9 protein-coding genes are annotated in these 14143 nt (G+C 62.4%); 5 read left to right on the top strand and 4 right to left on the bottom strand.

Annotated features, from left to right (window positions below; genetic code table 11):
- The first annotated feature begins 360 nt into the window (after positions 1-360).
- The 5 genes from mutL (at position 361) to lpdA (ending at position 9572) form a co-directional block, all read left to right on the top strand.
- Complete coding sequence (gene mutL, locus ACTXGA_RS12505; RefSeq protein ID WP_443394110.1) at positions 361-2211, top strand: DNA mismatch repair endonuclease MutL; 1851 nt, start codon at positions 361-363, stop codon at positions 2209-2211.
- Positions 2208-3380 (top strand): DNA recombination protein RmuC, encoded by a 1173-nt coding sequence (locus tag ACTXGA_RS12500; RefSeq protein WP_443394108.1) that lies wholly within the window; start codon positions 2208-2210, stop codon positions 3378-3380. Before mutL ends, ACTXGA_RS12500 begins: the two co-directional genes overlap by 4 nt.
- 499 nt (positions 3381-3879) lie before the next feature.
- Positions 3880-6537 (top strand): pyruvate dehydrogenase (acetyl-transferring), homodimeric type, encoded by a 2658-nt coding sequence (gene aceE, locus ACTXGA_RS12495; RefSeq protein ID WP_443394106.1) that lies wholly within the window; start codon positions 3880-3882, stop codon positions 6535-6537.
- A 25-nt stretch (positions 6538-6562) separates the two neighbouring features.
- Positions 6563-7825, top strand: a complete 1263-nt coding sequence (aceF, locus tag ACTXGA_RS12490; RefSeq protein ID WP_443394104.1) for a dihydrolipoyllysine-residue acetyltransferase — start codon at positions 6563-6565, stop codon at positions 7823-7825.
- 10 nt (positions 7826-7835) lie between these two features.
- Positions 7836-9572 (top strand): dihydrolipoyl dehydrogenase, encoded by a 1737-nt coding sequence (gene lpdA / locus ACTXGA_RS12485; RefSeq protein WP_443394103.1) that lies wholly within the window; start codon positions 7836-7838, stop codon positions 9570-9572.
- A gap of 181 nt (positions 9573-9753) precedes the next feature.
- On the opposite strand, the gene ACTXGA_RS12480 is transcribed toward lpdA, so the two are convergent.
- From ACTXGA_RS12480 to ACTXGA_RS12465, 4 genes are read right to left on the bottom strand one after another with little or no spacing between them, the layout of a single operon-like run.
- Positions 9754-10989 carry a Tm-1-like ATP-binding domain-containing protein gene (locus ACTXGA_RS12480; protein ID WP_443394101.1) on the bottom strand — a complete coding sequence of 412 codons (1236 nt, stop codon included), beginning with the start codon at positions 10987-10989 and terminating at the stop codon, positions 9754-9756.
- Positions 10990-10992: 3 nt separating this feature from the next.
- A complete protein-coding gene (locus tag ACTXGA_RS12475; RefSeq protein ID WP_443394099.1) occupies positions 10993-12513 on the bottom strand; it encodes a tripartite tricarboxylate transporter permease in 1521 nt (506 codons plus the stop codon).
- An 11-nt stretch (positions 12514-12524) separates the two neighbouring features.
- The gene (locus ACTXGA_RS12470) at positions 12525-13064 is read right to left on the bottom strand and encodes a tripartite tricarboxylate transporter TctB family protein (protein ID WP_443394097.1); all 540 of its coding nucleotides are present in this window, start codon (positions 13062-13064) and stop codon (positions 12525-12527) included.
- A 53-nt stretch (positions 13065-13117) separates the two neighbouring features.
- On the bottom strand, positions 13118-14080 hold the full coding sequence (locus tag ACTXGA_RS12465; RefSeq protein ID WP_443394095.1) for a tripartite tricarboxylate transporter substrate binding protein: 963 nt from the start codon (positions 14078-14080) through the stop codon (positions 13118-13120).
- Positions 14081-14143: the final 63 nt, after the last annotated feature.

Genomic DNA, 14143 nt, shown 5'->3' with positions numbered 1-14143 from the left:
CCGGGCGGTGATGGCGTTCGGCGGATCGGACGGGCCGGTCGGCCCCTCCCCGGCTATGCGCCGGGGAGCAGAAATTTATCGGGATTTCTTGATGGCCGATACCGGGCGAAAGAACGTCCGGGCGAAACACTCGCCATACAGTGCTGCGATGGTTTCGAAGGTGATCAAGGGAACCAACATGTCTGACTCCGTTCATTTGACTGTTGCAATCATTAACGCAACAATCTTTCGAATAAAAGGTTCCTCGTGTTCAAATATTTCGATACCTTCGTCGTATTTCGTGAACGCATCTGTAACGGTTAGCCTGCACGTTTCAGGACCCCTTTTCAGAATCAAGGTGGGTCTGCTAAGTCTTGTGTCATGAACACGGTAGACCGCAATATCCGCCCGCAAATCCGACAGTTGGATGAGGCTGCCATCAACCGCATCGCCGCTGGTGAGGTGGTGGAACGCCCTGCCTCTGCGGTGAAGGAAATTGTCGAAAATGCCATAGATGCCGGAGCGCGGCGGGTGCAGATCGACGTGGCCGACGGCGGAAAGACGCTCATCCGGGTGAGCGACGACGGTTGCGGGATGAGCACCGACGACCTGCCGCTGGCCCTGTCGCGGCACGCCACCTCAAAGATCGACGGGACGGATCTGCTGAACATCCACTCCTTCGGCTTTCGCGGAGAGGCATTGCCCTCTCTTGGTGCCGTGGGGCGCCTGACCGTGCAGAGCCGCGCAAGCGGCGAGGCGGCGGCAGAGATTACGGTTTCCGGCGGGCAGATGTCCGCGGTGAAACCTTGCGCGCTGAACGCCGGCACGGTGGTCACCCTGCGCGATCTTTTCTTTGCCACCCCGGCGCGGCTGAAATTCCTGCGCTCGGACCGGGCAGAGATGCAGGCGATCTCGGACACGGTAAAACGGCTGGCCATGGCGGAGCCCTCGGTCGGTTTCACCCTGCGCGACGTGGGCGGGGGGCAAGAGCGCGTCACTTTTCGGGTAGAGCCGGAAACCGGCGATCTGTTCGACGCGCTGCGTGGGCGGCTGGGCCGGATCATGGGGGCGGAATTTGTCGACAACGCGCTGGCGATCGACGCAGAACGAGAAGAGGTGCGGCTGACCGGATACGCAGCGCTGCCCACATATTCCCGGGGCGCCGCGGTGGCGCAGTTCCTGTTCGTTAATGGCCGCCCGGTCAAGGACAAGACGCTGATCGGGGCGCTGCGCGGGGCCTATCAGGATTTCCTGTCGCGTGACCGTCACCCGGCGGTGGCCTTGTTCGTGGATGTTGATCCGCACCGGGTGGACGTGAACGTGCATCCGGCGAAATCCGAGGTGCGCTTTCGCGAACCGGGTGTGGTGCGCGGGCTGATCGTATCGGCCCTGCGGCATGCCCTGGCAGAGGCCGGGCACCGCGCCTCCACCACGGTGGCGGGCGCGACTCTGGGCGCAATGCGGCCGGAGGCACCAGAGACGCCGCGCATTTACCAGATGGATCGCCCCTCTCTGGGGGCGCGGCAGGTCAGCTACACGGCGCAAGCGCCAGGTTTTGCCGATTTCCGGGACAGCTATTCCGGGCGCGTAGTGGACACCATGCCGCCATCCGTTCCGGACCCGCACTATGCCGATGTGGACGCGCCGCTTTCCCATCCGCTTGGCGCGGCGCGTGGGCAGGTGCATGAGAATTACATCATCGCCCAGACCGAGGACGGCATTGTGATCGTCGACCAGCACGCCGCGCATGAGCGGTTGGTCTACGAAAAGCTCAAGAAGCAGATGGCCGACAAGGGCGTTCCCGCGCAGGGGCTGCTGATCCCCGAGGTGGTGGACCTGTCAGCGGATGACGCGGCCCAGTTGCTGGCACGGGCCGAGGATCTGGAGCGTATGGGCCTGCGCATCGAACCCTTTGGCAACGGCGCGGTGGCGGTGCGCGAGACGCCCGCCATCCTTGGAGAGGTCAACGCAGAGGCTCTGATCCACGACATTTTGGACGAACTGTCGGACCTTGGCAGCAGCGGGCTGTTGCAGGAACGGATCGAAGCCATCCTGTCGCGCATGGCCTGCCATGGCTCTGTCCGCTCTGGCCGGGTGATGCGCGCCGAGGAAATGAACGCTCTGTTGCGCGAAATGGAGGCGACGCCGCATTCGGGGCAGTGCAACCACGGGCGGCCGACCTATGTGGAACTGAAGCTGACGGACATCGAACGGCTGTTCGGCCGCACATGATTCAGATCGGCGGGGCAACCTATTCGCTGGACGATCCGCAAACATTAGCGCCGCTGGGCGCGGCGGCTTTTGCCTTGTTGGTACTGTTTCTGCTCTGGCAGGCGGCGCGCGGGGCGCGGAGGGCGGCGCGGCTGTCCGAGCCGCTGCTACAACATGTCAGCCACCTGTCGGCGCGGGTTCAGGGGCTGTCGGATGGGCAGGAACGGCTGGCCGGCGGGCTGCATCATGTGTCAGAGGCGCAGGTGGGCAGCCAGACCGCCATGCTGGAGATGATGGAACGGCGGTTAGCCGAGGTGCAGGAGCGGATGGGCGAGTCGTTGCATGGTTCTGCCCGGCGCACGGCACGCAGTCTGGGTGAATTGCAGGAACGCTTGCAGGCCATCGACAAGGCGCAGGCCAATATCACCAAGCTGTCGGGCGACGTTCTGGGCCTGCAGGATATCCTGTCCAACAAACAAACGCGTGGTGCCTTTGGCGAAATCCAGTTGCGCGAAATCGTCGGCCGGGCGTTGCCTGCGGATGGCTATACTTGGCAAGCAGTGCTGTCGAACGGGCGGCGGGCGGACTGCCTGATCCACCTGCCGCAGCCGCCGGGACCGATTGCCGTGGACGCCAAGTTTCCGCTGGAGGGCTACGAGGCCTTGCGCCGTGCCGAAGGGCAGGATGGGCGTGCACGGGCGGCGCAGGCGTTCAGGCTGTCGGTGCGCAAGCACATCCGCGACATCTCGGACCGCTACATCATCGAGGGCGAGACAGCAGATGGCGCGCTGATGTTCCTGCCGTCCGAAGCCGTTTATGCGGAATTGCACGCGCATTTTCCCGAAGTGGTGCGCGAGGGGTTCGACGCTCGCGTCTGGATCGTTTCGCCGACGACCTGCATGGCGACGTTGAACACCATGCGGGCGGTGCTGAAGGATGCCCGGATGAAAGAGCAGGCCGGCGCGATCCGGCGGGAGCTGTCCCTGTTGTACGGCGATGTCGAGCGGCTGTCGGGCCGGGTGGCCAACCTTGACCGCCATTTCGGGCAGGCCGCCCGCGATATCGAGGAAATCAAGATCAGCGCCGACAAGGCGGGCAAGCGTGCGCACCGGCTGGACCGGTTTGATTTCGAGGACATGGAAGAATCGGCGCCCAGCCGGGTGCTGCGCCTGACCGATCCGGCCGAATAACCGGCGTCCGGTACTCCCTTTTGTCGGTCGAACCTTGTTGGGGCCACGTATGTGGCGCCCCGAATTGGGGTCTATGCCGCGATCAAAACTCATGTCATGTTAGCGCCCAAACTGAATTTGGATAGACGCTTGAACCAATTGGGGTCCAAGGGGTTATACTGAAAAGAGAATCACGGGGGAGCGAAGGAACCGGGACGCATGCAGGGCACTGTCGTGTCCGCGTCCGGCGAATATGACACATGCCCCGCACTGGGGTGAGGGAGGAGGTGTCCTTACGCTCGGTAGATCGTTTAGATCTAAACAATTGCCATGCATCCAGCGCATGGACGTTATGCACTCATGCGACTGCCGTAACGTCCACAGCGCTGATAAACGACACCCTAAGCGTTGGGAGGAACGTGGCAGGGCGCCAATACGTGCGTCAGTTCCCGCAATCTCCCAATTTGTTTAAGGTTGAACCATATTGCGCCACGGTGGCGCGCAGAAGGGAAGAGGGCCTATGAAAGACACCCCCCAGGACGTCGATCCCGTCGAAAGCCAGGAATGGCAGGACGCGATCGAGGATGTGATTGAACGCGACGGTGCCGACCGCGCGCATTATCTTCTGGACAAGGCGGTACAACGGGCGCGTGCGGCGGGGGCCAAGCTGCCGTTTTCCGCCACCACCCCCTATCAGAACACCATTTCGCCGGATGACGAGATCGACATTCCCGGCGACACCGAGATGGAATGGCGCATCCGCACCATCAACCGCTGGAACGCCATGGCGACAGTGGTCAAGCGCAACAAGGAATCGAGCGAATACGGCGGGCATATCGCGTCGTTTGCCTCTTCCGCTGCGCTATATGACATCGGCCTGAACCATTTCTGGCGGTCGAAATCCGCGATCCACGGCGGTGACCTTGTATTTTTTCAGGGCCACGTGATTCCGGGCATCTACGCGCGCTCCTTTATGGAGGGCCGTCTGTCCGAAGATCAGATGAAGAACTTCCGTTCAGAGGTTTCGGGCGAGGGCCTGTCATCTTACCCGCACCCCTGGCTGATGCCGGAATACTGGCAGTTCCCGACCGTCAGCATGGGACTCGGCCCGCTGATGGCGATCTACCAGGCGCGCTTCATGAAGTACCTCGAGAACCGGGGCCTGATCGAAAAACAGGACCGCAAGGTCTGGGCCTTCCTCGGCGACGGTGAAATGGACGAGCCGGAATCGCTGGGTGCGATCCATCTGGCAGCGCGCGAGGGGCTGGACAACCTGATCTTCGTTGTGAACTGCAACCTGCAACGTCTGGACGGGCCGGTGCGCGGCAACTCCAAGATCGTACAGGAGCTTGAGGGCAACTTCCGCGGCTCCGGCTGGGACGTGATCAAGCTGCTCTGGGGGCGTGGCTGGGATCAACTGCTCGAGCAGGATACCTCGGGCAAGCTGCGCCAGTTGATGGATGAGACCATCGACGGCGACTACCAGACCTTTAAATCGAAGGACGGTGCGTACATCCGCAAGCATTTCTTTGGCAAGTACCCGGAGACGGCGGAACTGGTGAAGGACTGGACCGACGATCAGATCTGGGCCCTGCGCCGCGGCGGTCACGATCCGAAAAAGGTCTACAACGCCTTCAAACGCGCGACCGAGGCCGAAGGCCAGCCGACCGTCCTGTTGGTCAAGACGGTCAAGGGCTATGGCATGGGCACCGCTGGCGAAGGCCAGAACACCACCCACCAGCAGAAGAAGATGCAGCTGGATCAGCTGAAGGCCATGCGCGACCGGTTCAAGATCCCGGTCACGGACGAAGAGCTGGAAAAGGACATTCCCTTTGTCGCGCTGAACAACGCGCAAAAGGCCTACCTGGCTGAACGCCGCAAGGAATTGGGCGGCGCCTTCCCCAAGCGGGAAACGGAATCGCCCAAGCTGGAAATTCCGGGGCTTGAGTCCTTCAAGGGGCAGCTGGAATCGACCGGCGACCGCGAAATCTCCACCACGATGGCCTTTGTCCGCATCCTGACCACGCTGCTGCGTGACAAGAAGATCGGCAAACAGGTCGTTCCGATCGTGCCGGACGAAAGCCGCACCTTCGGGATGGAAGGCCTGTTCCGCTCTGTCGGCATCTACAACCCGAAGGGCCAGCAATACACGCCCCAGGACCGGGATCAGATGTCCTACTACAAGGAATCGGAAAGCGGTCAGGTGCTTCAGGAAGGCATCAACGAGGCCGGCGCCATGGCTGACTGGATCGCGGCGGCGACCGCGTATTCCAACCACGGCGTTCCGATGATCCCGTTCTACATCTACTACTCGATGTTCGGGTTCCAGCGGATCGGCGATCTGGCATGGGCGGCGGGCGACAGCCGTGCACGCGGCTTCATGCTGGGCGGCACCGCGGGGCGGACCACGCTGAACGGCGAAGGCCTGCAGCACGAGGACGGCCACAGCCATATCCTTGCCGGGACCATCCCGAACTGCATCAGCTATGACCCGACCTTCAGCTATGAGGTCGCGGTGATCGTGCAGAACGGGTTGCAGCGGATGTTCGTCGATCAGGAAGACGTCTATTTCTACCTGACGCTGATGAACGAGAACTATCAGCACCCGGACATGCCGATGGGCTCTGAAGAGGGAATCATCAAAGGTCTGTACCGCTTCAAGAAGACGGCCAAGCCGGCCAAGAAGCACGTCAACCTGATGGGCTCTGGCACGATCCTCGTGCAGGCGATCAAGGCGGCACAGATGCTTGAGGACGACTTTGGCGTCACCTCGGACATTTGGTCGGCGACCTCGTTCAACGAACTGGCCCGCGATTATCAGGACTGTGAGCGTCACAACCGCCTCAACCCCTTCGCGGAAGAGCGGGTGCCCTACATCACCCAGACGCTGACCAACGCGCAGGGGCCGATCATCGTGGCCACCGACTACATGAAGAACTACGCAGAACAGGTCCGGGGCGCGGTCAAGCAGCGCTTTACCGTTCTTGGCACCGACGGCTTTGGCCGCTCGGACAGCCGGGTGAACCTGCGCCGTTTCTTTGAGGTGGATGCAAACCATATCGCGGCTGCCGCGATGGTGGATCTGTTCCGCGAGGGCGTCGTTTCCGACAAGGATCTGGAAGCGGCACTGAAGAAATACGACATCGACGGCGGCAAGCCGAACCCGCGTCTGGTCTGATACGCGGCACGAGGAGAACTGACGAATGACTGTAGAAGTTAAAGTGCCGGATATCGGCGATTTCAGCGATGTGCCGGTGGTGACCGTCCTGGTGAGCGTCGGCGACACGATTGCCGAAGAAGACCCGATCGTCGAATTGGAATCCGACAAGGCAACGATGGAAGTGCCGTCCTCTGCCGCCGGTGTGGTGAAGGAAATCAAGGTCGCCGAGGGTGACAAGGTGTCCGAAGGATCGGTGATCCTGATCGTCGAAGGCGCAGGCGCCCCGGCGGCCAAGGAAGAACCCAAGGCAGCCGCACCCGCTGCGGCTGCTGCGCCTGCGGCGGCCCCTGCTGCGGCGGCTCCTGCGCCCGCGCCGGTGACGGACGCGGGGTTCTCCAAGGTCCACGCCTCTCCGTCCGTGCGCGCCTATGCACGCCGGGTCGAGGTTGACCTGAACAAGGTGAACGGATCGGGCCGCAAGGGCCGCATCCTGCGCGAGGACGTGGAAAAGGCGCTGAAGGCACAGACCGTTCCGGCGGCGGCCGCCGGTGGTGCCGTGTCCGGCGGCATGGGCATTCCTCCGATCCCGACGGTGGATTTCTCCAAGTTTGGCCCCATCGAAGAGATCGAGATGCCCCGCATCAAGAAGATCTCTGGCCCTGCGCTGCACCGGTCGTGGCTGAACATCCCGCATGTCACCCACAACGATGAGGCTGACATCACCGAGCTGGACAAATACCGCAAGGAGATGGACACCCACGCAAAGGAAAACGGCTATCGCGTCACGCTGTTGTCCTTTGTCATCAAGGCGTCGGTCAGCGCGTTGAAAACCCATTGGGAATTCAACTCGTCGATCCATCCCGACGGCGACAAGCTGATCAAGAAGGACTTCTACAACATCGGCTTTGCGGCGGACACGCCGAACGGCCTGATGGTCCCGGTGATCAAGGACGCGGATCGCAAGGGTCTGGTCGATATCTCCAAAGAGCTGATGGAGCTGTCCAAGGCCGCGCGTGAGGGCAACCTGAAGTCCAAGGACATGCAGGGTGCAACCTTCACCATCTCGTCGCTTGGCGGGATCGGCGGCACCTCGTTCACACCCATCGTGAATGCGCCCGAGGTGGCGATCCTTGGCCTGACCCGGTCCAAGATGGCGCCGGTCTGGAACGGTGAGGAATTCGTTCCGCGCCTGATGCAGCCGCTGTCGCTGTCCTATGACCACCGTGCCGTCGACGGCGCCTTGGCCGCGCGGTTCACCGTGACGCTCAAGACGCTCTTGGGCGACATGCGCAAGTTGATGTGGTGAGGTGAACACGATGGACGTCAAAGTACCTGATATCGGTGATTTCACCGACGTGCCCGTGGTTTCCGTGCTGGTCAGCGTGGGCGACGTGGTCAAGGAAGAAGACCCGCTGGTAGAGCTGGAGTCGGACAAGGCCACGATGGAAGTGCCCTCTCCCGCTGCGGGCAAGGTGGTTTCGATTGCCGTGTCCGAAGGCGACAAGGTGTCCGAGGGATCGGTCATCCTTGTGCTGGAAGGCGCGGACGCCGCCGCAGAGGCCCCCAAAGAGGAGGCCCCTGCCGCCGAGGCGCCAAAACAGGTCGCCGCCACCGGCACGGCCTCTGGCCCCGGTGACGTGCATGCCGAAGTGGTTGTTCTGGGCTCTGGTCCCGGTGGCTACACGGCGGCCTTCCGTGCCGCCGACCTTGGCAAGAAAACCGTGCTGATCGAGAAATACGATCGGCTGGGCGGTGTCTGCCTGAATGTGGGCTGTATCCCGTCCAAGGCGCTTCTGCACGTCGCCAAGGTCATCACCGAGGCTGAGGAAATGGGGGCGCATGGTATCAGCTTTGCGAAACCCCAGATCGATCTGGACGAGCTGCGCGCCTTCAAGAACAGCGTTGTCGGCAAGCTGACCGGCGGTCTGGACGGGTTGTCCAAGGGTCGCAAGGTGCAGGTTGTGCGCGGCTACGGCAAGTTCACCGGGCCTAACATGATCGAGGTTCAGGGCGACGATGGCGTGACCACCGTTTCCTTTGACCAGTGCATCATCGCCGCCGGGTCCGAGCCCGTGGCGCTGCCCTTCATCCCGCATGACGATCCGCGGGTGATCGACAGCACCGGTGCGCTGGAACTGGCGGACATCCCCGGACGGATGCTGGTTCTGGGCGGTGGGATCATCGGCCTGGAAATGGCCTGTGTCTACGACGCGCTGGGATCGAAGATCACAGTCGTCGAACTGATGGACCAGATCATACCCGGCGCCGACAAGGACATCGTCAAGCCGCTGATGACCCGCATCAAGGGCCGGTATGAGAACATCTTCCTCAAGACCAAGGTGACGGCGGTCGAGGCGTTGGACGAGGGTCTGAAAGTGACCTTCGAGGACGACAAGGGCGAGCAGTTCAGCGATACCTTCGACAAGGTGCTGGTCGCCGTGGGCCGCAAGCCCAACGGCAAGCTGATCGATGCCGACAAGGCTGGCGTGGCTGTGGATGATCGCGGGTTTATCGCGGTCGACAAACAGCAACGCACAGGCGTGCCGCATATCTTCGCCATCGGCGACGTGGTGGGCCAGCCGATGCTTGCGCACAAGGCCGTGCACGAGGGCAAGGTGGCGGCAGAAGTCTGCGCCGGACACAAACGGTTCTTCGACGCCAACCTGATCCCGAGTGTTGCCTATACCGATCCCGAAGTCGCCTGGTGCGGCGTGACGGAAAATGACGCCAAGGCGAAGGGAATCAAGTACGAAAAGGGCGTGTTTCCTTGGGCGGCGTCGGGCAAATCCCTGTCCAACGGGCGGTCCGAAGGTGTGACCAAGCTGCTTTTCGATCCCGAAGATGACCGGATCATCGGCGCCTGCATCGTGGGCACCAACGCGGGCGACCTGATCTCGGAGGCGGCGCTGGCCATCGAGATGGGCGCGGACGCGGTGGACCTTGGCCATACGATCCACCCGCACCCGACGCTGTCGGAGACGGTGAACTTTGCCGCCGAGATGTTCGAAGGCACGATCACCGACCTGATGCCGCCGAAAAAGCGCAAGAAATAAGATCGCCTTCCGGCGATCTGGGAGAGGGCGGGGTTTTCCCCGCCCTTTTTCTTTGGGTGGGGGTTTCTGGGTTCACCTAGGAACAGTCCCCTGCACCCGGAGGTGGCCGTGGATCAGGCCAATCATGTCGCCCTGACTTGAGCGGACGGGTTCGTGCGGCACGCCTCGGAGGGCGAGGGCGTCAACAGTTGGAAACGGTACCGTCCGCGCACCATTGGTCAAAGGTTTCCAACACCTTGTCCGAAAAGGCGGCGTCGTTGATATGCGCGTCCAGTTCCGTGAGGGTCACGTTTGGGGGGTAGCATTTGCGCATTTCGGCGATAAAGGCGGCAAGGCCATCGGCATCGTGCAACGGGCCGCCGGGGCGGTCCCATTCGTTGCCACCCTGCGTGGGCAAGATGATGGTCACCGGCGCCTTGGCCTGCGCCAGCCGGTCACAAAGTGCGCGCGCCATGTCCCGGCGCTGGTCCGCGGTCATCATGACGGAGGAGAGCAGGCGGTTGTGGGCGTGCACCTCCTGACCAACGAGTTTTGGCGGGACCTCTTGCCAGCCGACAAAATCGACAAGGTCGTAGCAGCCGATGGAAACGAGCTGCGGGATCCCAGCCTGTCCCGCGTTGGTCATGCGATCGGCCCCTGCGGTGATTGTGGAGCCCATGATATGGTTGCCCACTTCCTGCGGGGCGAAATCCATGACGGCGGCAAAAGCCCCCTGTGCGGCAAGGCTTTCGAAGGCCCGGCCGCCCATCCCGGTGGCATGAAAGACCGCGACCTCGAAGCCGCGTTTTTCCAGTGCCGGTTTCAGTGTCACCATGTAGCGCAGCACGGTCTTGCCAAAGGACGTCATGCCGATCAGCGGGCGGTCGCGACGGCAAGGCTCGACGGCGCGGGCAGCCCCCAGAACCGCGCCGGCAGCCTGGGAAAGCGCGGCCTTGCAGACGGAATTGAGCCCATAGAGTCCCCCGGCCCAGAGGATCATCTGAACGTCGGCAGGCAGGCGTTCGGCGGGGATCAGCGGGGAAAAGCTGACGGTCGAGACGATGTATTTCGGCACGCCCAGCGGTAGGGCGGAACAGACGTCCAGCGCCAGATCGGTGCCCATGGTGCCGCCAAGGACGATCACCCCGTCGATACTTCCGTTGGACTGCAGGCGCGCAGTCAGCAGCGCGGCCCCTTTTGCCATGATCTGCATGGCGCGATTCTCATCTTCCCCATCGATGGCCTCCTGGATCGTGTGGCCGCCTTCCTGCGCGACCTGATGTTTGGAGATGTCGCAGGGGGCCGAAGGATCGCCCAGCACACTGACATCCATCGTCAGGACCTTGCCGCCCTGATCGCGGATCACCTGCGCGATGTAATTCAGTTCATCGTCCTTGGTGTCATAGGTGCCGACGATCAGGATGGTGCGGTCGCTCATGATCTATTGCCCCATGTGCGTGTTGTGGATGTCGTGGTCTTCCTCTGCCTCGCCGGCGGCGTGTTCGCGGAACACGGTACGGATGTGCAGCGCGATCACGCCGAGGATTGCAAGGAAGAGCATAAAGGCAATGGGTCGGTCGATCATGTCCCACGGGGTCTTGACCCGCGCCATGGCGCTGCGCAGCTTCACCTCCATGATCCCGCCAAGGACCATGCCAAGGATGATCGGCACGATGGGCAGGTTCAGCCGTTTCAGGATCAGCCCGAAGACCCCGAAACCCGCCGCGATCATGCAATCGGTCAGCGAATTGCGCAGGCTATAGACGCCGACAAAGCTGAGCAAAAGGATCATCACGCCAAGGAATCGCGTCGGGATGCGGATGATCCGGGTCAAGAGGTTGGTCGACACCATGAGAAAGCAGATCACGATGACGTTCAGCAGGATCAGCGCAAGGTAGAGCGCGTAAACAAAGTCCAACTGGTTCTGGAACAGGGCCGGACCGGGAATGACGTTGTGGACGTAAAATACCGACAGCATCATGGCGGTCAGTGCCTCACCCGGGATACCTAGCGCCAGCAGCGGGATCATTGCGGCGGCAGGGACCGCGTTGTTCGACGCCTCCGAGGCGATCAGCCCCTCTGGCGCGCCCTTGCCAAAGTCTTCGGGCGTCTTGGAGGTCTTTTGCGCGTAGGTGTAGCTGAGAAACTGCGCGGTGAACTCACCCACTCCGGGGATCATGCCCATCAGGACCCCGATACCGGACGAGGCGGTGGCGACCCGTTTGTGCCGCGCCACTTCGCGAAAGCCGGAGGTCAGAGAGCCCGACAGCGGTTGCGCCTTGGGGCTGTTGTCCTTTTCCACCAGCAGCAAAAAGGCCTGCGACAGTGCGAACAGGCCCAGAACCACGACGATCAGGTTCACGCCCGAGGCCAGCCATGTCTGATCGAAGGTATAGCGCTGCGTATAGGTGACGGCGTCCAGCCCGATGGTCTGCAGGAAAACCCCGAACATCGCCAGCATCCCGGCGGCGAAGACCTGACCGCGATGGGCCAGAACGACAAGGATGATGCCCAGAAGCGCAGCAAGGAATATCTCACGTGAGCCGAACATGGGCGCCACCAGCGCCAGAACGGGCGACAGGAAAATCAGGCACAAGATACCGAATATGCCGCCCCAGAAGCTGGCCGAATAGGCGATGGAAAGGGCGCGCCGCGCCTCTCCGCGCTGGGACATGGGATAGCCGTCATAGGTGGTCAGCGCGTTGACCGCCGTTCCGGGCGTGTTGATCAGGACGGCGGGCAGCGCGCCGCCGTACATGCTGGACCCGTAGATGCCCAGCAACATGGTCAACCCGACAATGGGCTCAAAGGCAAAGGTCGCGGGCAGCAGGATCGCGATGGCGACAGCCGGGCCGACACCCGGGATCGCGCCGATGATGACCCCGCCGATCGAGCCGATCAGCAGCGCCACCACCACGTCCCAGCGCATGAGAAGTTCCGCCCCGGCGAAAAGCGTTTCCATGAAGCGGTCCTTCAGAAATAGGTCAGCATGAACTGACGGATGCCGTCGGGCAGGTATTCATACGCCGCGCCGCCGGGCAGTTTGACCTGCAGGAACGCCTTGAACAGTACCACGATGGCCAAGGCCGTCAGCGCGCCCCAGCCCAGCGTCCTCAACGAGCCATATCCGCAGCGGATCAGCAGCAGCACGGCCAGAATGACGGTCGATGGCAGGTAGCCCGCGAAAGGCACGACAATGGCGTAGAGGACAAACCAGCCCGCGAATTCCAGTGACCGCACCCAGGTCCAGACCTCTTGCCAGCGCCCGTGCAGGCGTTCGGACAGCGCGGAGCCAATCAGGTGCAGTGCGGCGAACAGGCTCATGCCGATCAGCGATACAGCCGGCCAGAACCGCGGCTGAGCAAAGAGCTTGCCGTTGGCTTTCCACGTGGTCTCTGCCGCGATTTGCGACAGTAGGATCAGCGAAAAGGCCAGAAAGACCCAGGCAAAGACGATATCGCCGGGCCGCCGGTAGCGGCGGAACATGGCTTTCAATGTCCGGAATCTGGTCAATCCTGCCCCCTGTCATGAAACGGGCGGCCACTGGGGCCGCCCGAAAAGACCGATCACTCGGCCAGCATCCCTTCGATGCGGCCCATGGTCTCGATGTCCTTGGCGATTTGCGCTGTCACCGCCTCGGCGTCCTGCCAGTAGACCAGCGCGCCGGTTTCAGCGGCCAGCTTTTGCGCGCGCTCGGACATGACGGTTTCGCGCGCGACGGCGATGATCTTGTCGCGGGCCTCGGCGGGCGTGTCCTTGTGCACGAACAGACCGTTCCACAGCGAGACGTTCAGGTCGGGTGCCAGTTCGGCAACGGTGGGGGTGTCGGGCGTCAGCGGGATACGCTCCCCTCCGATCGAGGCCAGCACCTTGACGCTGTCGAGGCAGGGCAGGATCAGCTGCAGCGTGGTGTTGATCACGTCCACGTCGCCAGAGGCCAGCGTGTTGCAGTCCAGCGCATCGAAGGCCGCGTCGGCAGCGTAGGAAAAGCCCATCTCCTTGGCCAGCGCCATGGTCACCTGTGTCGGCACCAACGGCGCGCCGAAATGGCCCAGCACAACGTCGTTGTCTTTGGCGTGGGCTGCCAGGCCGGCCATGTCGTCATAGGGGGCATCACCGCTGACCGCGATCACAAAGGGGTAGGTGAGGAAGTTGCCCAGAGGCTCGAACGGATCAGGGTTCAGTGCCGGAATGCCCAGTTGCGGGCCCACGACCGGGATGGCGATCAGGAAAGAGCCGATGGTGTATCCGTCACCGGGCTTGTTCGCCACTTCGACCGCGCCGGGGAAGGGGCCGCCGCCGCCACCGGGTTTGTTCACCACTGCGGCGGGGACGCCATAGGCTTTCTGGAAATCCTCGGCGATCATCCGGGTCAGTACGTCTTCCAGATCGCCCGGAGGCCAGGGCACCACGAATTCGACGGGCTTTTCCGGATATTCGGCCTGCGCGGCCAGCGGCAGCGCAAGGGCCAGCGCGGCGGCGGTCGAGATCAGTTTCTTCACGGGTCGTCCTCCTGATGGATGGTTCATTATTTGAACCTGTGGTTGTAAAAAATTATTGCTAATCCAATGATCACCTGTCAACGTTTGTCT

Origin of the sequence: Antarctobacter jejuensis (assembly GCF_052266595.1) — a bacterium.
Lineage (GTDB): Bacteria > Pseudomonadota > Alphaproteobacteria > Rhodobacterales > Rhodobacteraceae > Antarctobacter > Antarctobacter jejuensis.
The sequence above is the reverse complement of the archived record's forward strand: the minus strand, read 5'-3'. Positions and strand labels throughout refer to the sequence as shown.

Bases quoted from the DNA above. Each gene is read 5' to 3' on its own strand.
- lpdA (WP_443394103.1), top strand. From the start codon at position 7,836: ATGGACGTCAAAGTACCTGATATCGGTGATTTCACCGACGTGCCCGTG.
- aceE (WP_443394106.1), top strand. From the start codon at position 3,880: ATGAAAGACACCCCCCAGGACGTCGATCCCGTCGAAAGCCAGGAATGG.
- ACTXGA_RS12465 (WP_443394095.1), bottom strand. From the start codon at position 14,080: ATGAACCATCCATCAGGAGGACGACCCGTGAAGAAACTGATCTCGACC.
- mutL (WP_443394110.1), top strand. From the start codon at position 361: ATGAACACGGTAGACCGCAATATCCGCCCGCAAATCCGACAGTTGGAT.
- ACTXGA_RS12500 (WP_443394108.1), top strand. From the start codon at position 2,208: ATGATTCAGATCGGCGGGGCAACCTATTCGCTGGACGATCCGCAAACA.
- ACTXGA_RS12475 (WP_443394099.1), bottom strand. From the start codon at position 12,513: ATGGAAACGCTTTTCGCCGGGGCGGAACTTCTCATGCGCTGGGACGTG.
- aceF (WP_443394104.1), top strand. From the start codon at position 6,563: ATGACTGTAGAAGTTAAAGTGCCGGATATCGGCGATTTCAGCGATGTG.
- ACTXGA_RS12480 (WP_443394101.1), bottom strand. From the start codon at position 10,989: ATGAGCGACCGCACCATCCTGATCGTCGGCACCTATGACACCAAGGAC.